Source organism: Nitrospira sp. (genome assembly GCA_016788885.1).
Lineage (GTDB): Bacteria > Nitrospirota > Nitrospiria > Nitrospirales > Nitrospiraceae > Nitrospira_A.
Map to the genome: position 1 here is coordinate 1 of JAEURX010000029.1, position 21736 is coordinate 21736.

A 21736-nucleotide genomic window follows, 5' to 3' on the forward strand; every position below is an offset into this window, starting at 1 on the left:
GCCGGCTGCTCGCGGGGCGCATCCTTGTGAAGCGAAAACTCCCGCGCGGCCTTGGCCACCGAGACGACGGAGTCTTTCAGAAAATCCCGCCGACCATATTTAGGATCACCAGCCACGATGCGCTCCAAACTACATCACACCGTCGGCCCGCAATTTATAGACTTCGACGCAACGGTCGCAGGCCCCATACTCGACATCCCAGCCCGGATGATTCTCGCGAATAAAGTCGAGAATGTACGTCTCGAGTTTCGTTTCCAGGTCTTCCACCCAGGTGTAGGTCGGGAACCGGCACAAGGGACAAGGAAATCCCGGCATCAACATGACCTTGTTTTGGGTCTCCGGAATTTCTCCGCCCTCGACATCCACCGCGCGATCCAGAATGCGCAGGGTGTCGGTCGCCATCTCGACCAATTCGGAATGGGTGAAGTAGCTGGTCTGCCACAACCCTTCGAACACCGACTTCAATTGCGCTGGCGGAATCTTGCGATACCAAGAACGAAACTCCTTAAACCGATCCTCCTTCTGCAGCATCGGTTCCTTCCCAGCGGCGATTAATCGGCTATCGACACTGATATTCCAGAGAATGCGATAGCGGTGCAGAATGAGCGTTTCCTCGCCGGGATTCTGTCCCACCCTGGTATCGGGGTCGTACCCAAAGGCCGGGTCGAGCATATCGTTGATATGCATGAGTTCATGGCGACAATAGCGTGTCAATGCGGGATCATAGAACCGTCGCGGGATCAACTTGATGCCGACGCCCTTCAGGCCCTTTTCCTCGAACTGCTTGGCCAGATCATGCTCGACGGATCCCCACTTCCGAAGCACGTCGACCCCTTCCTGATCTTCCTTGAGCACACCCTTGACCAGGACGATGCCGACACGGGCTTTCAATTCGGGAAACTCATTGAACGCGTCGCGGATGATGTCGGAAAACCCCCAGATACCGAACAAATACTGATATAGTTTCTTGAACTCCGCCTCGCGATCATCCAATGTGAATTTTTCGTAGATCGGATCGGCCAGCTCATGAAACTCTTTGTAATAGGTCGGATCCCCTTCCCGTTCCGTCTTTTCAATGAAGGAGTCGATGACTTCCTGCAGTAAGGCCGGCTGAAAACGGATCTCCATCGACGGCTTTGATACTTCCACTCCGGTCGTCATAAGTCCTCACATGTTTGGCTGCGGTGAAGGGATGAAACCCGCGTGAGCGCTGCGCTTGACTTGCTTACAGTCGTTCTCTTACGATCGTCGAAACGACCGCTGATTATACAAACCCCTCAGCGATTTTTGCAAACCGCGGAGGGTCGGCGGGGGCCATTTAGGCTTCCGCGCAGAACAGGGACGAGGCACAGAATTTTTATGAGCAATCACACGACCGCGCCCTCGACGATTCCTTCCGCTGCACCAACGAGCCCTCAGGGTTCGCCATCACAGACACCGACCATTGACCATCTGGAGTATTGGAAGACCGGCCTCAGAGAACTCAAGACCTTCCGCGGCCATTCGCATGGCGTATGGACCGTCGCCTACGCTCCCGATGGCCAAACCATTGTCAGCGGCGGCGTCGATCGGTACGTCCGCGTGTGGGATATCGAGACCGGACGCCTCTTGCGTTCGCTGCGTGGGCATACGGCCGACATCCGCGCGCTGGTGTTCACGCCGGATGGCCGCACATTGGCCTCGGGCAGCGAAGACCGCACCATCCGTCTCTGGAATCCAAAAACGGGCGAACCCACGAAACTCTTGTTCACGCGCTACGATCACAATGTCTGCAGCCTGTCCTTGTCCCCTGACGGGCTCATGTTAGCGCGCGGCAGCCACAACAAAGACATCAAGATCTGGGAAGTGACGACCGGGACCGACCTCATGACCCTCTTGGGCAAGGACCAATACGACCACCACTGGTCGGTCTGTGTGGCCTTCTCCCCGGATGGCATTCACCTCGCCAGCGGGTCCGATATCGGCAAGATCCGCATCTGGGAAGTGTTGCCGAGCGGAGAGGAGAAGATTCTGCACAACGGTCACTGGGAGGAGACGGCCGAAGACTCCACGGAGACCCGCGGCTTCTTCATCGAGGACGACGGCGGGTTCCAAAAGCCGATGGAGTTCTGGATCGGCGCCATGACGTTCACACCCGATGGCAAGATCCTGATTACCGGAAGCCGTGACAATACGATCCGCTTCTTTGACATGCCGACGATGAACGAACTGCGCGTCGTGCGCGGGCATAACGGTTGGGTCCGCGCCCTCGCAGTCTCACCCGACGGCAAGGTGCTCATCAGTGCGGGTGACGACAGCACCATCCGATTCTGGGATATCGCTACAGGTCGCAATTTCCGGACCGACAAGACCCATACCGGACCCGTGCGCGGGATCGCCCTCTCACCGGACGGCTTGCGCTTGGCCAGCGCCTCGTGGGATCGCACCGTCAAGCTGTGGGAAGGCGGGCCGGAGCCGGAAGAGTAGGTTAGTCCTCTCCCTCCTCCGCCTCACCTTTGGCGGAGGAGATTCCATAGCGTTTGCACTTATCCCAGAGCGCTTTTCTGGAGAGCCCCAAGACCGCAGCCGCGCTCGTCCGACTCCCATCCACCTGCTTCAACACGGAAAGAATATAGTCCCGCTCAAACGACTCCCGTGCAACGGCAAGCGTGGCGGACGTCGCGGGCTCTTCCTTGTCGGCCTTCTCCGTCAAACCCTCTGTACAGAACCCGCAATTGGGCTGGGGTGCGCCCCCAAGATAGGGACAGGTCTGGAAGCCGCAGAGATCCCACGGTTGAAGCGGCTCCGCGTTTCGACCCAGGGCGGCGGCACGGTCGACCATCTGCTCCAACTCTCCGACATTGCCCGGAAACGAGTACCGCATCAACAGATCCCGGCTAGCCTGTGAAAATCCCTTGAGAGATTTATGGAACGTCGCGGCACTCCTCTCCAGCAGATGCTCGGCAATCACCAGCACATCGTCCCGGCGCTCACGCAGCGGCGGGACGATAATTTCGACCGCCGTCAGATAGTCACAGAGCTCCGGGAGAAACCGTCCGTGCGCCACCGCGTCTTTCAAGTCCTCCTGCGACGCACAGAGGACCCGAACATCGACCTCCATGGATTCTCGTCCGCCGATCCGCAGACACTTCCGATCCTGCAGCAATTGCCACATTTTTTTCTGAACGGTGGCAGGCAGTGCGTCGATATCATCCAGCAGCAATGTGCCCTTGTGTGCAAGCTCAAACCGTCCTCGTCGCTGACGCAACGCGCCGGGAAACGCCCCCTTCTCATGCCCGAACAGTTCCGCTTCTACGAGCTTGTCCGGAAGATCCCCGCAACACACCTTGATCAACGGCTGATCTCGTCGAGGGCTGTTCAAATGAATGGTGTGCGCCACCAACTCCTTCCCCGTCCCACGCTCCCCAATGATGGACACCGGAGAATCAGTTGCCGCCACTAACTTTATGCGTTCCAGCAAGGCGTACATCTGCTGATTCGCTCCATGCAGCCCCCCGAAGCTGAATCGGTCTTCCAGCACCTCTTTCAGTTCAAGATTTTCCCGGCGCAGCCCGAGAATTTTCCCGACCCGCTCCACGATCAGGAGCAACTCATCCATCTGGAACGGTTTGGTGATGTAGTCGTATGCCCCAAGCTTAATGGCACCGACCGCCGTATCCACCGATCCATGGGCCGTGATCAAAATCACTTCTGTAGTCGGACTCCGCTCCTTGCAGACCTTGAGGAGTGTCAGCCCGTCGGCACCCGGAAGACGTAAGTCCGTGATCACCACATCGAACTGACGCGTGCCAAGTACCGTCACTCCCTCAGTTCCCGTGGCCGCCGCCATGACTTCGCACCCCACACCTTCCAACGCATCGAGCATGGAGAGTCGCATCAGCGGTTCGTCATCGACAATCAGCACCCTGAGCCCTTTCACGAAAACCTCCCAATGGCATACCGTTCAGTGGATAGCGGAATGGACACGGTAAACGTGGTCCCCTTCCCGACTTCACTCTCAACCATGATCCGTCCCCCGTGGCGCTCCACAATGCCCAAGCTGACCGAAAGTCCGAGCCCCGTCCCCTCTCCCTCGTTCTTCGTGGTGAAGAAGGGGTCGAAGATCCGCGGCAGGACGGAAGAAGAAATCCCGCAACCCGAATCCCGCACCCGAACCAAACAATGAGCTTCCTCTACGATCGTGCTGATGGTCAACACCCCGCCACTGCGCATCGCCTGGATGGCATTCAGCACCAGGTTCATCAGCACCTGTTCCATCATATGCCGGTCAATCATCAGTTCCGGCATGTCGGAGGATAAGTCCGTTTCGAGTCGCACCCGATGGGGCACGAAGAGATGATCGGTCAGCAACAACACGCGTGTGACGACCTGATTGATGTCGGCCAACGCGAGCTCTGGGTTGTGTTGCTGGGAAAAATCAAGGAGCTGGCGAACGATGCGCTGCACCCGGCGCAACCCGTCCTCCATCGACGCGAGATATTCTTCCTGACGTGCCGGAGACAGCGTTGCTTTGCGCATGTTATAGAGGCAGTTCAAGATCCCTCCCAAGGGGTTGTTAATCTCGTGCGCGACCCCTGCCGCCAGCTTGCCGACCGAGGCCAGCTTCTCGGAGTTCCTGATCTGCTGTTCCAGCTTCTTCGTTTCCGTCATATCTCGGGCGATCCCCAACACACCCAGAATCTCCCCCTCCGCGCCGTGGAGGGGTGACACACTGACCATCACGGACCGCGGCTCACCCGATTTCGTCAATACCTCAACTTCGTAGACCTGTTTTACGCCAATATCCAAGGTCGACTTCAATCGGCGCCCGCGATGTCGCTTCGAAAGCAACCCCAAGTAGGGCCGCCCAAGGAGATCCTCCTTCACATATCCCCATGACAAAATCTTGCTGTTGACGTAGGTAAAACACTGCTCGCTATCAAGCGTATAGATCACATCATTGGCGTTTTCGAGCAGGTTTTCGAGGTACTGCTTCGTTTCTTCGATTTCCCTCGTACGCTCGCTGACCTTGGCCTCCAACTCCTGCTGGTAGGTATGCATTTGCCGTTCAAGGCGCTTTCGGTCGGTGATGTCCCGCAGCTGAACCATCATCCAGGTATGGTCGCTGCCGCGCACCAGAATCAGGTCCATTTCCACCGGCGTCTCCTTGCCGGCGGCATCACACACGGTGATTTCCTGCGTCGGCACCTGCCGCTCACCGGAATGGATCTTCGCAAGCAACCCCCGCATGTCATCATGGTGCATCGGGAGTACCACGTCCAGAATGCTGCGCCCCACCACCTGTTGCTCGGAGTAGCCCAACGCCTGTTCTTCGCGCTTATTCACCGCCACGATGATCCCGTCTTCTCCCACCATGAAGACAGAATCCGCCACCAGATCGAACAGCGCCTTGTACCGTTCTTGCGAGGCAACCAGTTGCTGCGTCCGTTCGTTCACCGCCTGCTCGAGCCTGGTCGTATATCGATGTACCTGCTCCTCCAGCAGATGCCGTTCCGTCACGTCACGCACGAACGCCCGTGAATGGACCAGTCCGCCCCCGCTCTCGAACAGCGCCGTTGCATGGATCTCGACGTCGATCGGGCGGCCGTCCGCAGCCACAAACACCGTCTCGATCGTACTGCGTCCCTGCGAGACCAACCGCTCAAGATACGCCAAGACTTCGGTCTCCCGGCCTTTGGGCACCAAGTCCCACAGACGCATCTGGAGCATTTCCTCCAAAGAATAGCCGAGCTTGTCCAGCCCGGTTTTATTCACATGCACGAACTGGCCGGCCTTATTCAGCTGGTAAATCATCTCGGGCGAATGCTCGATCAAGTCGCGGTAGCGGGCTTCGAGACGGCGCACATCCTCCATACGCTGTTCGATCTGCTCGAAGGATATCCGCAGATTGACGGCCATCTTGTTAAAGGCCTCGGCAAGCTGTTCGATCTCGTCGCCGGTCTTGAGTTCCAATTGCTGATCCAAACGTCCGCTCCCGATTCGTTGAACCCCCTCATGCAACAGACTGATGGGGCGGGCGATTCTTCGCGCCACAGTCAGACCGATGAGCAGCAGCACGGCAAAGACCCCAAGCCCATACACCGTGACCTGTACCACCAGGCGTTCCAGCGGGGCATAGGACTCGGCGGGGTCCTGCCGGACAAACGCTACCCAGCGTTTGCCGCCCAAGCTCTCCGGCGTTAAGTCCGTCCCGAGGCGAACCGGCGCGAACCCGACAATGGAATTCTCCCCACCATGCGAATCATTCGCCGCCGTCGTCCAGCCGGCCGCATGTCCGCTGATCGCATTCACCAATTCCGGCTTCACCACATGCTCTTCCGGCGAGAGGATCGGGCACACCAGCGGAACACCGTCTGAACTGAACAACATGGCATGCCCGGTCTGCCCCACCGTGGCTTCGGACACGGAATGGAACAGGGTGTCCCGACGCAGAAGAATCGTGACGGCCCCGATCGTCGTATGCTGCTCGTCATCGATGATCGGCGTAGACACGTTGACGACGTGGGTGCCGAAGGCAGGATCAAAAAAGATATCGCTGACGAACACCTTGCCCGTCCCCCGCTTCATCACCGCCTGCCACCAGGCTGTTTTCCCATAGTAGTATTCGACTTGTGGAATGGAACTGACGACCAACGCGCCCCGATTGTCTGTGACGAAAATGCCGACGTAATCGGATTTGCGGATGTCGTGCCACCGAATCAGGTAGTTAGTCACAATTCGGTTGATGAATAGCGGAAACTCGCTTTGCTTGTCCCGCTGCCGCCAGCGCTGCTGCCACGCTTTGATCATGGACTGGACGGTTTTTTCGTCCTTGTCGACATAGGTGCGATTGGATTCGGTCACGGAGGTGCGGAGAAACGGCATGGCGGCGAGTTGTTGCGCTTCATTGATGCCGCGTGTGACCTGCATCTCGATCCGCCGGGCCGCCTCGACCGCCACTTCCTTGAAGTTGGCACCGATGGTCTCACGTAACGCCCGGCGTTCCTCGATATAGGTCAGGACAAGAGAGAGGCTCAACGGCAGGAAACCGACCATCACAATGGCCGTGATGATCTTTCGCTGGAGGCTGTGTGACCGGCTCCAGAACAGCATGCGTGCGGCGACTCCGGCTAACGGCCCTCGCACAACAAGAGGCAGTGCCTCCAGGCGCGGCTCGGAAGAGCCGAGGCCTAGCGACGCTTGAGAAGACTCCCGGCGCTACCGGGCCAGAGCAGCAGCAACGGGCTTGCCACGAAAATGGACGAATACGTTCCAAACATGACGCCTCCGAGCAAGGCCAACGAGAAATCATGCAGCACCTCGGCCCCGCCGAGGACCAGTGGAATGAGCACGATTACCACGGTCAAACTGGTGACGATCGTGCGGCTCAGGACTTGGTTGATGGCCGTGTTGATGATCATCTCCTCATCTTCTCGCCGACGGGTACGGAGATTCTCACGGATCCGGTCGAAGACGACCACGGTATCCGTCAACGAGTAGCCGGCCAGCGTCAGCAATGCGGTCACAACCAGCAAGGTAATTTCCTTGTCCAACACATAGAAGACCCCTAACACCGCGAGCACATCGTGAAAGGTTGCCAAGGCGGCCGCGACCCCGAACCGCAACTCAAACCTGACCGCAATGTACAGCACGATCCCGACGAAGGAGATCAAGACCGCAATCATGGCGTCTTCTTGTAGCTTCTTCCCGATCGTTGGGCCGATCTCCATGCTCGAATCCACGACGAACTTGTTACCGGGAAATTCCTTGCTGAACACGGCCATGACCCGCTCCGCGACCTTCTCTTCGATGGTCGTCGAGGCTTTCACGCGAATGAGCAGCTTGTTGTCCTGCGTGAATTCCTGCAGTTCCGCAGATCCCACCCCGTTGCTTTCCAGAGCGCGGCGCGCCTCGTCGATCCTGATCGACTGGTCGAATTTGAGCTGGACGGCCGTCCCGCCGGCAAAATCGATTCCCAGATTTGCTGCTCCACGCGCGATTTGAAACACCGCGATGATACCCAGAAAAGCGAGAATGCCGGACAGCGCGAACGAGATGGTTCGCTTCCCCATAAAATCGATATTCGTCTTTCCCAAAATCTCGAACATGCCGACCCCCTCCTAACAGGATGTTGAAAATGTCCTCCGGCGCGGCGCCATGCGCTCTCCGAGGCTGACTGCATCCGCAGGGTATGCCTCGCTGTAGCCTTGCCGAAGGATCATTTTGAACATGCCGTGAATGCGATGACTGCGTCTATGCTCCTGCAACAACTCCTCGGCGGCTCTCCGACTCCGGATCGCCTCGACGGGCTAGATACTGAGCTGCTCAATTTTCTTGCGTTGATTGAAGAGATCAAAAATCACCTTCGTCCCAACCAACGCCGTAAAGAGATTGATCGCGATGCCAAGACACAAGGTCACGGCAAAGCCTTTGATCGGCCCGGTGCCGAACAGGAACAGCGCGAAGCCCGTGATCAACGTCGTGACGTGCGAATCGACGATCGTCAACAAGGCCTTGTCGTACCCAGCATCAATCGCCACCCGAACGGCCTTTCCCTGCCGAAGCTCTTCGCGGATACGCTCGAAAATCAGCACGTTGGAATCGACGCCCATGCCAATCGTCAGAATGATGCCGGCGATACCAGGCAAGGTCAGGGTCGCGTTCAACGCTGCCAGAAACCCAATCAGGCAGATCAGGTTCAGCATCAACGCAAAATTCGCGATCACTCCAGACAAGCGGTAATACAGCGCCATAAACACGACCACGAGGAGACCCGCAAAGAGCGTCGCCTTGACGCCCTTTTCGATCGAGTCCTGCCCGAGCGAGGGACCAACGGTGAGGTCCTGAATGATCTTCAGCGGGGCAGGCAAGGCACCAGCCCGTAGCACGATCGACAGATTATTGGCCTCCTCCATCGAAAATGTCCCGGTAATCTGAGCACGTCCGCCGCTGATGCGCTCCTGAATGACCGGCGCCGAATAGATGGTATTGTCGAGCACGATCGCCATGCGCTTCTTCACATTCTCGCCCGTGATGCGATCAAACTCCCGCGCCCCTTTCGCATCAAAAGTGACCGACACATAGGGCTCATTGAACTGCCCGATGGAGACCCGTGCGTCACTCAACACATCGCCGGCCAGCATGACCCGTTTCTTCACCAGATAGGGGGCCAACCATTCTTGCCCGCTCTCTTTTTCAACGATCCGTTCAAACAGAATCTGGTCGCCTTCCGGAACCTTTCCCTCAACCTGCTTCAAGAACGCCTCTTCGCGCTCTTTCCCCTTCTGCACGCGACCCGGCAGATCCAACTTGAGCTGGTTCTCATCATCCAAGAGCTTGAATTCGAGGAGCGCCGTTTGCTTGATCAGATCCTTGGCCAACTTGGCATCTTTGATCCCGGGCAGCTGCACGACGACTTGTTTCAGCCCCTGCCGTTGAATCAGCGGTTCCGCAACACCGAACTGGTCGATGCGGTTCCGGATCGTTTCCAGCGCTTGATTGATGGCCGAATCCTTGATGCGCTTGATCTCCGCCTCGCGCAACCCCCACACCACGGTGTTCCCTGAGCCGGCCGACTCCGCTTCCACGTAGGTCGGGAAGTCGTCCAACAGTTTCTGCACTTGAGCCTTCAATTCCGCATTTTGAAAGCCGATCGTAATCTGTGAGGACCCGGTCCGTTTCACCGATTCCGCAGGAATCTTTTTCTCAACGAGCAAATCCTGGAGACTCGCGGCGGTCCGCTCCACGGCGATTTCAACCGCCCGATCTTCTTCCACTTCCAGCACTAAGTGAATGCCGCCTTGCAGGTCCAACCCCAAGGTAATGCCTTTGTCCGGCAGCACATCACGAACCCACCGCGGCAATTCCTTGTACAACGGCTGGTAGGAGGGCAAGAAAAAGATGATCGACACGACCACCAGCGTCACCAAAGCCAACAACCGTCCACCGACTTTTTTCATACGTACGCCAATCCTTCCCGTCTCATTCGCGTGTGTCAATCCTCTTCGTCACCGCGTAGCCGAGCAATATGTTCCTTCTGGATTTTGATTTTGGTCGTGTCCGCGATTTGAAGCGTCACGGTCTCTTTGCCCATGTTGGTGATCGTGCCCCAGATGCCCGAAGCCGTGACCACCTTGTCGCCTTTCTTCAGCGCGGCCAACATCGCGTCCGCCTGCTTCCGACGCTTCTGCTGCGGCAGAATCAGCATGAAGTAAAATATGACGAAGATCAGGACGAATGGCACCAACGACAGGAGGCCCCCCCCCGCGCCCGCACTCCCTGATGTTCCCTGCGCCCATGCCACCGAATCCCACATAACCTGCCTCGTCTGCTTCGCCGTTAAGACACGTTCGTATTCTGGAGATCCGACCCGCTGTCACCGGTCGGCCGGTCGACGACATACGTCCGGTGAAATTCGCGACGAAACGCTTGAAAGGTTCCGCCTCGCACAGCGCTGCGGATCTCCTCCATCAGCTTCGCAAAAAACCACAAATTATGAATCGTATTGAGGCGAGCCCCCAACATTTCTTTGATCCCGAACAGATGGTGAAGGTAGGCTCGCGTATAGCGTGTGCACACCGGGCAGGTACAGGCCGGATCGATCGGTTGTTCATCCCGGGCATAGCGGGCCTGCTTGATCACAACTCTCCCGAACGACGTGAACAACCAGCCTGTTCGGCCGTGACGAGAGGGAACGACGCAGTCGAACATATCGATCCCGCGTGCCACGCCTTCCACCAAATCTTCCGGCATCCCAACGCCCATCAAGTACCGCGGTTTGTTCGATGGCAACTCAGGCACGGTGACGTCCAACATGGCATACATGTCGGCCTTGTCTTCCCCAACCGACAACCCGCCGACGGCATACCCATCGAACCCGACCGACACTAAATCGCGAGCCGACTCCACTCGCAGGCCTTGATCCAGTCCGCCCTGAACGATTCCGAATAATGACTGATCGGTCCGGCGTTTCGCAGATACACAGCGACGCGCCCAGAGCGACGTCCGCTTGGAGGCGTCACGCACCTGCTCCAATGAGGACGGCAAGGCGACGACGTGATCGAACGCCATGATGATGTCCGCCCCCAGCGCTTCCTGAATCTCGATCGAGGTTTCCGGGCTGATAAAGCGAGAAGATCCGTCGATGTGGGATTGAAAAATCACACCTTCGTCCGTCACCTTGCAAAACTTAGCCAAACTAAAGACCTGAAAGCCGCCGCTATCGGTCAGGATCGAGCCTGGCCATGCGGTGAAACGATGGACGCCTCCCAACTCTTCGACGATCTTGTGCCCCGGACGCAGATACAGGTGATAGGCATTGTTCAAGATCAGGCCGTACCCCATCTTGAGCAGTTCCTCACCATCCACACTTCGCACATTCCCCAGCGATCCCACCGGCATGAAGGCGGGCGTGGCCACTTCACTGCGCGCGGTGGTGAGGACACCAACACGAGCGCGTCCGCCGGTTTCTTCATGGGTAATTCGAAACGACAGCATGCGATCGGCAGTCCTACATCTGCTCCGGGGCTGACACCCCTAGCACGGTGAGCCCGTTTCTGACGACCTGCTGCACCGCCCACATGAGCGCCAGGCGAGCCCCGGTCAGACCGGGCGGTATCGAGTCGGCTCCCCGATGTGCAGCAACTGCCCCGTCCTGCGAGGGAGTCGCAGAGTCCTCGCTGTCCGGAGCCGGAGGCAAAATCCGATGTTTGTTATAAAAGGGGTGCACCATGCCGGCCAGTTCGCGCAGATAGTAGGCCATACGATGCGGTTCGAGCTCCTGGGCACTAGCCTGCATCACGACCGGGAAGGCGGACAGTTTTCGAATGAGTGCGAGTTCGTCCGGATCTTCCAATAGACCCAACACCGCTTGAGTCGGACGAGGGCACTCAATACCACGTGAGTTCGCCACACGCAGCAGGCTCGCAATCCTCGCGTGCGCGTACTGCACGTAGTACACCGGGTTTTCCTGCGACTGCTGCTTGGCCAACTCCAAATCAAAATCCAAGTGAGTACTGGAGTCGCGCATAAGGAAGAAAAACTTGGCGGCGTCTGCGCCGACTTCGTCCATGACTTCCCGAAGCGTAATGAACTCCCCAGCCCGCTTGGACATTTCCACCTTTCGGCCACCGCGCAAGAGATTGACCATCTGCACCAACACGACCCGCAGCCGCTCCTTCGGATACCCGTAGGCCTGCACCACTGCTTGCATGCGCGGAATATAGCCATGGTGGTCTGCGCCCCAAACATCGACCAGGAGATCAAATCCCCGACGTAATTTGTCCCGATGGTACGCGATGTCGGAAGCCAAGTATGTATACTCCCCCTCCTGCTTCCGGACGACCCGATCTTTCTCGTCACCATAGGTTGAAGAACGAAACCATTGTGCGCCGTCCTGATCAAACAGGAGATCCCTGCTCTTCAGTTCACCCAGTACCTGCTCCACCGCACCGGATGACAATAGTGAGGCCTCACTGAACCAGGACTCGAAGGTAATTCCAAATCGTTCCAAGTCCTGGCGGATCAGCCCCAGCAACTCTCGATAGGCGAATTCCTTGCTTTGCCGTTCCGCATCTTCGACGGGAAGCGACAGCAGTGCGTTCCCTTGTTCATCCTTCACCCGCGCCGCGACTTCGCGAATATAGTCGCCCTGGTATCCATCCTCCGGAAACGGAACCGTCTGCCCGCACGATTCCAGATACCTGGCCAGGACAGAAACCCCGAGGAGTTTCATCTGCCGTCCCGCATCATTGATGTAGTATTCACTGACCACATCATGACCTGTCGCCCTCAAGAGACGGACCAACGCTTGCCCCACCGCAGCACCACGCCCATGCCCGACGTGCAAGGGGCCGGTCGGGTTGGCGCTCACATACTCCACCAGGACCCGTCGACCATGCCCAAGCTGACTGTGCCCATACCGCTCACCCTGGGCTTCGATCTGATGCAGAACCTCGTTCCACAGTCCCGGCTTCACGGTCAGATTGAGAAATCCTGGCCGCGCGATCTCAGCTCTGGCAAACAAGGTGTCTCGTTGATCGATATGATCGAGTATGATCTGTGCGATTTCAAAGGGCGCTTTACGCTCCGAGGCAGAGAGCGACATCGCGACCGTGCAGGAAACATCTCCCCACTCGGGCCGCTTCGGAGCCTCCAGATGCACCGGCGGCAGTTGCTCCACCTTGAGCAGGCCTTTTTGTCTGGCCAAGAGTAGTGCTCCGGTCAGTGCCGCACTCACCTTATCCTGAACGATCCCTTGAGTCACAAAGACTCCCCTAAGTCTGCGTGGAAACAGCGAAAATTAAACCGGGACTCTAACACACCGGGAGAGCAGAGACAAGATCAGCTCTTCTCAACACGGGGGCTGGGTCGCTCCCCAAGATATGCTCGACTGGCATCGATAATGCGCTCCGGAGTGATCTGCAGGCAGGCCCGTTCGCCGCAGCCTTCGACGTCACGCCAGGTGAGACAAGCGCAAGGTGGACCGGTCATGATCGTGACCTTGGTACCACGCGGTGCCCAACGCCGAGGGTTCGTGGGACCAAAACACGCAATCGTCGGAACGGCCAATGCGGCGGCAAGATGCGTGATGCCTGAATCGTGTCCAACATAGAGTGCGGCATGGGACAACACACCGGCAACCACCGATACATTCATTCCACGCACCACTGGGACAGCATGCGTCAATCCAGACAACACCGCAGCCACAGCTTTTTCATCAGCGGGTCCTTCGAGTAGCAGAGGGGCTGCGCCGAACGCGGACATCCATTCGATAACCCGGACAAGCCTCCATGACTCAAGACACTTACGACCACTGCCGCTGCCTGGGTGGATCACCACAAGTTGGTCGTGTTTCTCCAGATCAAGCGCCGCCAAGACCTGATTCCCTTGCTCTCTCATGGTCGATGGCAGAGCGAGGAATCCGGCGGAAAGCGACCCGCTAGATTCCAGCCGAGCCGCCTCACAATATCGATCCGATTGATGCTCAGAAACGTGACGGTTGCTGGACAATGCAGGCTGAAACTGAATCGATCGCACGCCGACCGCTCGTAAGGTGCTGGTAGCAGTACCCTCCGTATCTGACAGCCAACCAACGACCATGTCGGTCTGTTCCAGCCAATCCAAAAATACTTGGCTCAGGTGATCGACTCCGGCAAATACCTCACTCAAATATGCTGACTCGATGGGAAATACTCGATGCACCTCTTCACAGGCTTGCAACAGGAGGCCCACTTCGCGTCCCCCGAGGAATGCAATCTCATGCTGCGGAAACCGTTGTGTGAGTGCCTGGAGAGCAGGACGGGCCAAGAGCACATCGCCCAATGCTCCGGGATGAATCAGGAGCACGTTCCGCCTGCTACCGCGTGGCAGATCGTGCTGGTTCATTGCTGGAAAGAGCTTGAGCGTTCAGCTGAAGCCAAATCATGGGGGGTATTGACGTTTTGAAACGAGCGCAGACCTGACGGGAAAGGGAGAAAGTCCTCTTTTGTCAAAACCGAAATTTGTAGCTCCTTATGCGCAAATAATCCCTGAATCTTCAGGTCTTGCCTTTCAACCATAGCCTCCAGGATCGGAACGCAGCGCTTCGAATAGACAGCATGCAGAGGATGAAACCTTCCGTCAAGACGTGCAGCCACCACGTCCGCACTTGGAGACTGAGAGGACATGAACCGAACCACATCCGCATCCAAAAATGGCATATCGCAGGCTACGGCAAAAACCCTGGGTCGAGTCGCGGTGATGAGCCCTGTAAGCAACCCACCAAGACTTCCGGCATCTTTTACCACGTCATACGCAACACTACAGCCCCTCATCTCAAGCCCATCAATCGGCTCCGCGAGAATCACAATATTTTCAGGAAAGATTTCCTGCATCACACAAAGAATGTGATCAAACACACTAACACCCGCCACCTTAAGAAAGCGTTTGTCTTGCCCCATTCGCCTACTCCTCCCCCCGGCGATCAGGACACCTGAGACATTTTCGATCATGGCATTCCTGTCCTACTGCATGTAGCACAATATGCATAAAAACAACGAGGGGGTGAGTTTCCTCACCCCCTCGCCTTAGACCACAGACACTCCCTGATATCGCTTAAAGGACCTTGCCTTTTTTCTTATTGGCACGGCGGGTCAGCATCCAACCCTCAAGGAACACCACGCCAACTGCGATAACGGCCGGGTAGATGTACACTTCCTGAGGAATCGGAGGCTGCAGGATCGTATAATAGAAGGCCGATACGGCCATCTTGCGTCCCGCATCACCGTTATGTCCATCCCAGGCAAAAAACACCATCGGAATGTATTTGCCGATATCAAATCGCGTGTAATCGTCATAATCGTCCTTGCTACCCTTGAGCGGGCGGGAAATCATGACGGTCCACTGACCGTTCTTCCACTCTGACTTCAAGAGCTTAACTTTTTCTTCAAAGTCATCACGCTCTTCAAAGTCCTGATCCCATCCAGTCCCTTTGAAGGAACGCAACGAGCCGTCCGCTTCCCACTTCAAGATGTCGGCATTGAACTTCGCATCACCGAACAAATAGCGTGGCTTGAAGGGAGCGGGAATTTCCTGCCACTTGATGGGGAACTGGAAGGCAACCGCATCGTTATAGACGGCATAATTATTCTGAGCTGCAGCGATAGACCCTTCTTCACCGGTCTTTGGAGCCTGCTCCTTGACGCCGAAATTTTCGACGTTCACCTGGGTCGGCGCCCAAGGGAGCTTGCCTTCAGCGATGCTCTTCGTCCGGTCGTCCCACTGAATCAAGTACACGACGCTCTTTTCGTTATAGAGAGACTTCACCCAGATATCATCGATACGATTCACAAAGTTACGTGGCTTATGAGTGATTTGACCACCCATAGCGACGTACCGGCGCCCCTGCTTCTTCCACATCTCGTTCTCTGGATCGCTCGAAATCTCCCCCTCAACCGCAGTCGAAGGAACGACGAAATTGATCTTCGGCTTATCGGTCAGAGGATCGATACCGAGCGGCTTTCCTTCTTCATCGCGTTCGCACAACGAATTAACGAAGTTCGCAATATTCCAGCGATCTTCAACCGATGTGCTATCAGCGAATGAGGGCATAGGAGTGCCGTTGACGCCAGTCGAGAAGGTCCGGAAAATGTTCCGAACATTGTACGGGTCCTGGCGACTACCACGGAAATTCCAACACTTATGCCAGTTCGCGGGCTGGATCGAAAATCCCCAGTCATCTTTCAGATTGAAGGCATTTCCGTCACCACGCCCCTCGACTCCGTGACACTCGATGCACTTTTTGTCGACGATCAGCTGCGCACCCTTCTTGACGCTGTCTTCAGTAGCCTCTGCAGGCTTGATCGTCCCGAGTTGGAGAACCGTCTGAGTTTCAGACTGTTTATCTGTAAACTTTCTGTCTTTCACCAATTGTGTCGTGACATATGACAGAACTTGGATACGCTGCTCCTCAGTGAGAATACCTTCCCATGGTGGCATCGCCGAACCAGGGAGACCATGCGTCACTGTATCGAACAAATCGTTTTTCCCGCTGTCCGGGGTCTTCTCATTGTAGTTAAAGAGCGGCAATTCTCCACTCGCCGTGTGACGAATTTTGAAAGTACCCTGGTTAAAGTTTCTTGGACGCGGCCACAACCGATCTGCACCAGGCCCATCACCAGCGCCATCCACACCGTGACACCACACACACTTAGTAAAATAGACCCGCTTCCCAGATTCGATCATGTCAGCCGGGGGTGCTGGAGCCAATTCTCCCTTGGCAAAACCCTCCGGAAGGTCTGCTGCTTGGCCAAGCCCTACCGCAGTTGCGGACAGGAGAAGGGCACCGAGGGCGACCCCAATGACTGGGGCAGCCTTTACGTTCATACGAAGTTTGCTCATTGTTAACCTCACCTGCTCTCCCAGGTTGTTTGTAAGATTCAGAATTAGTCCCATGTCCGAGGATAGTATCCCGTATGCCAGTATTCGAACAGGATCACCTTCCATATTTCATCAGTGGTTAGGTGCTGTTCCCACGGCGGCATCACAGATGCCCAAGGGAATCCTTCATTCGGAAGACCAATTCCGCCCTTAGCGACGCGCCAGAAGATGAATGTTTCTTGTAGCTGCGCAATCGTGCCTGGGTCAGTAAAGTTCGCCGGAATCGGATTGAAAGCAAACGCGTGAAGTCCACGACCGTTTAAGTTGTCACCATGACAGAAGTGACAATTTTGAAAGAAGATTTCGCCGCCCTCCCGCACATACTTCAGATATCCTTCCGCCTTCTCGTCCCAGGGGTTTGCATTGGGAGCCATCAAGCGGCCCATTCCCTGTTCGACGATCAGCTTATTGCTGTAGGCCTGATCGTACTTCCCCTCGAGGTTAACACGATAGGGATTCTGAGACGTTTGGAGCGTATAGGTCTTGCCGTGCACCTTCGTACTAGCTGGTGGCGCTGGATGCACGGTCCGCAACTCGATCGGCTCGTCCACGCTCGGCTTCATCGTGAGGAACGAGAATCCCCCGATCAGGATCGGGAGAAGGATCAGGTACATCGTACGAAGAGCCTTGTGGAACCCGGTGTTCGCATCCAACACATTGAGAATCGGTTGGCGAAACTTCTTCCAATCCTCTTCATTGGCCGACACCCACATGAAGACGGCGACAAAGGAAACAACGCCATACATTGCACGCACGCTAAACGGAATGGGCGGGTAAATTCTGAACTTGAGATAGGTCTGAACAAAGGTCCAAAACAAGACCCCCTGCCAGAACCGTGGAATCGCCATTCCCATGGAATTAGCAAGATAACTCAGGCCGGTGAAGCCAGCGACGAATACAGCCAGCTCACTCAGTACCTGCATGGGCATGTAGCCCTCAACGAGCCTGACGGTGTTCGATGGAACTACTCCGAAGATCATACCGATCAACATGAGCAGTCCAAGGACGCCAATCAGGGCCCCGACTGACATTAATGCTTTCATGTCCTCATCTCCCTTTCTTCCGCAATAGCAACCAGATCCCTATTCGCTTGCCTAGGATGCCTTCGGAGGCTCTTTCCCCTCCTGGACCTGCGAAAGGTAATCTACAAGCTTCTTGAGTGCTCCAGCGCTCAGCTTTTGTCCGAACACTTTCGGCATGGTGTTATCGGGGAATCCCTTGACAACATACGCACTGGGCTCAACGATCGATTCCATGATGTAGTCAGGAACGCTCTTGGCCTTGCCTTTGTAATCCTTGTCCTTAATTCGGAGAGGAGCATTGGTTCCCTCGACCAACTTCGGACCGATCGTTCCAGTCGCCCCTGCAATCCCAGGAATCGTATGGCAAGCCACGCACTGCCCTTTGGCGAAAATCTGATCAACCGGCTCGGTCCCATCCGCCATCAAAGCAGATGCACCGCCAGCAGCCTTGTCACCCTCTGTCGGCGGCTTTGGCCTGTCGGACTCAGGAATGAACTTCTCATACGACTTCACGATCTCGTCAAAGCCAGGAGCTTCACGACCTTCCCGGACATACAACCACGTATCAACGGCGGCCAACTCAGGAAGGCTCAAAGAAATCGGTGGCTTGTGAATAGAAGGCATCGGGCTTTCTTTATCGTTCGTACCTTTCACACCAAAGCCAGCCACGACGAAGCAGCTCGGGCACGCGTGCGATTCAGCGATATACTGGATACCATTCTCTGCCGTACCCGAACCAGGGAATGCTTCCTTCTGGTTGGAATCGCGAGCGGCAGGATTTCCTTTGTGGTAACGAGGATCGTTGATTTGAGTTTCTGCCCGTTCAGGAATACCGTCCAGGTTTGGAGCGCGCTCTCCCAACATGCCCTTATGAAACGCATGGCAGAGTGGGCACTGGCCCTTTCCGATGGCGCCTTGTACCTTATTTTGCCCCACGCCGCCAAAGATGATCTTCTCACCCTCATCAGCAAGCTCGGTCTGCGGCATATTGCTGAAATCTTTTTTCTCTTCGATGGGCGGGAATCCGCCTTCGACCTGAGGCAACCAGTTTCCATACCCGGAAAGTGCTGCAGCAATGAAGAACATGAAGCCACCGATTTTCAGCAACGCGCTGATATTCGTAAAATACAAGGCCATCATGAACGTCATGGAGGTGATCAAGACCAGAGACACCGGCAACAGTCTCGACTCACCGAAGAAGTTCATCTTGTAGTTGGCAATTGCCATAAACAGGAGCAGTGCTCCCCAAAAGCCAATGAATGTCTTAAATACCGCCCGCTTGTTAGCCACCGGGTCCGAAATGGAGGCCTTAAAATAGAACATTAGGCCAATTAACAAGCCCAATGCTGGCCAGCCCATTGCCAAGGCTGATTTAATGAGTTCAATCACAGCTCAAACCTCCTGCAGGAGGGGAAGACTCCGGTTGCCAGGCAACACAGAATCCTCCCCCATTGATTCATTGTTTGCGTTTTGATTAGTGACCAACCGCTGGTGCCGTAGCACGGCCAGGGACAGCAGCCTTCGCTTCCACTGGAGCCTTTTTCGCCGCTAAGGCGCCCAACCAAAACACAAACATGATACTGATCCAGAAGAACAACACGTTTGCGGAAATCATGTTCGCTGCAAAACCCACCGTGTGAGTATAGGCCCACGGTGAATTGTCACGCATGATTTCGTTGACATGCCAGAAGAGCCGCACCGACGATCTGATGTATCCCATCAGACCCATCATCCAGGTAAATGCTGTAGCGAGCATAATGAGCGCGTACTGAGATCGAGCAGAAATTTTACCCCACTCAATCGGACCCATTTGCTTGGCCCCCTTCATCATGACGCTATTGAGCGCAAACATGAAGAAGAGACAGGACAAGGTCGTGGCGACCTGAGGCACAGACAGTCCGACGCGAACGTTCGCGGGAATGTAGTAGCCGTACACAGCCAACATGATGATGTTGAGGTAGGCAAAGAAGAAGAAACAGCCCATGAAGATATTACCAAACTTCGCCCAAGACACCGTCGAAACCTTATTGCCCCGCATGTACCATACGAAGCTCAAGACGGTCGTGGTAATAATTACGTTGATACCACCGTTCTTGGCCGACATGACGCCGTAGTTGCCAAGCACTGGATGCTGCTGACCGCCCATCGCCTTCAACTCAGCCGGAGTCATAACGATGGTATGCGGCGTGATAAACACGAGATAGCCGCATGTCAGAAGGAATACCAAGTATTTAATGTAGCGTTGATACTTTTCAGCACCACGCATACGCCCCAGGGCTTGCCAGAGGTAGTAATTGGTGCTCAAAAACAAGATACCAATCATGGTCGCCTGAATGATGAACAACCAGGCAAGCAATCCGCCCATCAACGTAATGCCCATCTGCTGCCGATAGGCATACACTTCACGCATCAGCCAATAACCAGCGAAGGGAAGGGGAATCAAAAACGCCACACCAAGGGCCATGGCGATGTAACCCATCCAATCGTAGTGCGCACGCTCCTCATCAGTCTTGGCAGACAAGAACCGGTAGGCCGCATAAGCCGCAACGACACCACCTCCAAAGGCCATGTTACCCAGGATGCGGTGCAGATTGAGCGGATTCCAGAGGGCCGTATGAATGACGTGCCAGATATTTCCCAAGTAGCGCCCCTGCTCATCGACACCGGCAGGGGACATCATGAAACCGATCCACGAATTGGCAAGGAACATCAGAATCGTACCAATAACGTTTAGGACTACAGACATGCTGAGGTGAATCCACTTCAGGAACCCCTCCTTCATCTTGTCCCAACCGTAATAGTAGATATAGAGCGTTCCGCTCTCAGCCACGAACATCAACGCATAGATGTGCATGACCGGCCTGAAGATACCAGATAGGTACTGGAAGAAGGCCGGATAGAGAGTCAAGAAAGTGAAGATCAAGATACCGCCCAGGATGGCAGTCAACGAATAGGCCGTCAGGCTGATCTTGATAAAGTCATAGGCCAGCTGATCGTACCGCTTGGCCATTGCCTTGTCCTTCGTCACCACCCCCATGAACTCAATGACCATACAGAAGATAGGGACAGCCAACACGAAGCTACCGTAATAAAGATGCTGCTGGTTAGCAAACCACAGCAAAACGCGACTTTCAAAATTGTATCGCGGGTAGTCCTTCTCGCCATCCGTCGTCTTGGGCGCTGGCGGCCCCGAGACAATACCTTCAGTTTTGTAATAAACATCCTTGCCCTTCTCTACCTTTGCTTCACCACCCTCTTTTTTGGCGTCAGCGGCTGGGGCGCCACCGTCGCTGGCAAGGGCAGGGATCGCAACCAAGATGGGCATGAGGAGGAGGCCGATCATCGCGCATAGCGCCATGACCGACATCAACTTCGTGCGGGTTACAGAGCCCATGGGTTACCTCCTTGATACATCGCGTATGTGAACAACAAATTCAAAGCGTTATCTCCCAGCACTTACTTACGAAGGAGATACCAAAAGTCCAACCCTTGCGCATCCATCAAAAAGTGATCAACAGCCGCAAAGAACGAAACGCAAATCAAGATCGATACGACGAAATACACAATTGTTTGGCCCATCACAAACCCCCTTCAACTTAACAAACGTTTTCCAAGGCCAGGATGAGGATCAGCACGGACACTGAATCCCTCCGAACCAGTAAAAAAACCAGAGGCTCACTGCCAGGGTGATGTAGAAAATCATTTTCCCGATCTTGATTGAGACGTCGTCCTGAGCAGCTTCCATCTTGATTCCCCCAACGGTTTAAGTACGTATTTTAAATTGACACACCAACTATGCTGTGTTAATCAAAATCCCT

General features: G+C 55.6%; 15 protein-coding genes. 1 reads left to right on the forward strand and 14 read right to left on the reverse strand.

Annotated elements, in window-relative coordinates; genetic code table 11:
• Positions 1 to 129: 129 nt before the first annotated feature.
• Positions 130 to 1161: a hypothetical protein gene (locus JNL86_08250; GenBank protein ID MBL8042894.1), complete on the reverse strand. Its 1032-nt coding sequence runs from the start codon at positions 1159 to 1161 to the stop codon at positions 130 to 132.
• A gap of 198 nt (positions 1162 to 1359) precedes the next feature.
• Here JNL86_08250 and JNL86_08255 point away from each other — a divergent pair, with 198 nt between their 5' ends.
• Positions 1360 to 2466 (forward strand): WD40 repeat domain-containing protein, encoded by a 1107-nt coding sequence (locus JNL86_08255; protein MBL8042895.1) that lies wholly within the window; start codon positions 1360 to 1362, stop codon positions 2464 to 2466.
• A 1-nt stretch (position 2467) separates the two neighbouring features.
• On the opposite strand, the gene JNL86_08260 is transcribed toward JNL86_08255, so the two are convergent.
• The 13 genes from JNL86_08260 to JNL86_08320 form a co-directional block, all read right to left on the reverse strand.
• Positions 2468 to 3919 carry a sigma-54-dependent Fis family transcriptional regulator gene (locus tag JNL86_08260; GenBank protein MBL8042896.1) on the reverse strand — a complete coding sequence of 484 codons (1452 nt, stop codon included), beginning with the start codon at positions 3917 to 3919 and terminating at the stop codon, positions 2468 to 2470.
• The gene (locus JNL86_08265; protein ID MBL8042897.1) at positions 3916 to 7092 is read right to left on the reverse strand and encodes a PAS domain S-box protein; all 3177 of its coding nucleotides are present in this window, start codon (positions 7090 to 7092) and stop codon (positions 3916 to 3918) included. The genes JNL86_08260 and JNL86_08265 overlap by 4 nt, the downstream gene beginning before the upstream one ends.
• Positions 7093 to 7169: 77 nt before the next feature.
• The gene (gene secF, locus JNL86_08270; protein MBL8042898.1) at positions 7170 to 8087 is read right to left on the reverse strand and encodes a protein translocase subunit SecF; all 918 of its coding nucleotides are present in this window, start codon (positions 8085 to 8087) and stop codon (positions 7170 to 7172) included.
• A gap of 201 nt (positions 8088 to 8288) precedes the next feature.
• Positions 8289 to 9938 (reverse strand): protein translocase subunit SecD, encoded by a 1650-nt coding sequence (gene secD, locus JNL86_08275; protein MBL8042899.1) that lies wholly within the window; start codon positions 9936 to 9938, stop codon positions 8289 to 8291.
• Between the two features lie 35 nt (positions 9939 to 9973).
• Positions 9974 to 10294 carry a preprotein translocase subunit YajC gene (gene yajC / locus JNL86_08280; protein ID MBL8042900.1) on the reverse strand — a complete coding sequence of 107 codons (321 nt, stop codon included), beginning with the start codon at positions 10292 to 10294 and terminating at the stop codon, positions 9974 to 9976.
• Between the two features lie 23 nt (positions 10295 to 10317).
• Entirely contained in the window at positions 10318 to 11475 is a 1158-nt protein-coding gene (tgt, locus tag JNL86_08285) for a tRNA guanosine(34) transglycosylase Tgt (protein ID MBL8042901.1), read from the reverse strand.
• 13 nt (positions 11476 to 11488) lie between these two features.
• Positions 11489 to 13243 (reverse strand): arginine--tRNA ligase, encoded by a 1755-nt coding sequence (locus JNL86_08290; GenBank protein MBL8042902.1) that lies wholly within the window; start codon positions 13241 to 13243, stop codon positions 11489 to 11491.
• A 77-nt stretch (positions 13244 to 13320) separates the two neighbouring features.
• Positions 13321 to 14325 (reverse strand): glycosyltransferase family 9 protein, encoded by a 1005-nt coding sequence (locus JNL86_08295; GenBank protein MBL8042903.1) that lies wholly within the window; start codon positions 14323 to 14325, stop codon positions 13321 to 13323.
• A gap of 35 nt (positions 14326 to 14360) precedes the next feature.
• Positions 14361 to 14918, reverse strand: a complete 558-nt coding sequence (locus tag JNL86_08300; protein ID MBL8042904.1) for a molybdenum cofactor guanylyltransferase — start codon at positions 14916 to 14918, stop codon at positions 14361 to 14363.
• A 154-nt stretch (positions 14919 to 15072) separates the two neighbouring features.
• Positions 15073 to 16857, reverse strand: coding sequence for a c-type cytochrome (locus JNL86_08305; GenBank protein ID MBL8042905.1), 1785 nt, complete (start codon positions 16855 to 16857; stop codon positions 15073 to 15075).
• A gap of 44 nt (positions 16858 to 16901) precedes the next feature.
• Complete coding sequence (locus tag JNL86_08310; protein ID MBL8042906.1) at positions 16902 to 17939, reverse strand: cytochrome c; 1038 nt, start codon at positions 17937 to 17939, stop codon at positions 16902 to 16904.
• A gap of 51 nt (positions 17940 to 17990) precedes the next feature.
• Positions 17991 to 19307: a nitric oxide reductase gene (locus JNL86_08315; GenBank protein MBL8042907.1), complete on the reverse strand. Its 1317-nt coding sequence runs from the start codon at positions 19305 to 19307 to the stop codon at positions 17991 to 17993.
• Between the two features lie 85 nt (positions 19308 to 19392).
• Positions 19393 to 21312, reverse strand: a complete 1920-nt coding sequence (locus JNL86_08320; GenBank protein ID MBL8042908.1) for a cytochrome ubiquinol oxidase subunit I — start codon at positions 21310 to 21312, stop codon at positions 19393 to 19395.
• Between the last annotated feature and the right edge of the window lie 424 nt (positions 21313 to 21736).

Excerpts from the sequence above, each read along its gene's own strand:
- JNL86_08250 (MBL8042894.1), bottom strand. The coding sequence starts at position 1,161 with ATGACGACCGGAGTGGAAGTATCAAAGCCGTCGATGGAGATCCGTTTT.
- JNL86_08255 (MBL8042895.1), top strand. The coding sequence starts at position 1,360 with ATGAGCAATCACACGACCGCGCCCTCGACGATTCCTTCCGCTGCACCA.
- JNL86_08265 (MBL8042897.1), bottom strand. The coding sequence starts at position 7,092 with ATGCTGTTCTGGAGCCGGTCACACAGCCTCCAGCGAAAGATCATCACG.
- secF (MBL8042898.1), bottom strand. The coding sequence starts at position 8,087 with ATGTTCGAGATTTTGGGAAAGACGAATATCGATTTTATGGGGAAGCGA.
- secD (MBL8042899.1), bottom strand. The coding sequence starts at position 9,938 with ATGAAAAAAGTCGGTGGACGGTTGTTGGCTTTGGTGACGCTGGTGGTC.
- yajC (MBL8042900.1), bottom strand. The coding sequence starts at position 10,294 with ATGTGGGATTCGGTGGCATGGGCGCAGGGAACATCAGGGAGTGCGGGC.
- tgt (MBL8042901.1), bottom strand. The coding sequence starts at position 11,475 with ATGCTGTCGTTTCGAATTACCCATGAAGAAACCGGCGGACGCGCTCGT.
- JNL86_08300 (MBL8042904.1), bottom strand. The coding sequence starts at position 14,918 with ATGGGGCAAGACAAACGCTTTCTTAAGGTGGCGGGTGTTAGTGTGTTT.
- JNL86_08305 (MBL8042905.1), bottom strand. The coding sequence starts at position 16,857 with ATGAGCAAACTTCGTATGAACGTAAAGGCTGCCCCAGTCATTGGGGTC.
- JNL86_08310 (MBL8042906.1), bottom strand. The coding sequence starts at position 17,939 with ATGAAAGCATTAATGTCAGTCGGGGCCCTGATTGGCGTCCTTGGACTG.
- JNL86_08320 (MBL8042908.1), bottom strand. The coding sequence starts at position 21,312 with ATGGGCTCTGTAACCCGCACGAAGTTGATGTCGGTCATGGCGCTATGC.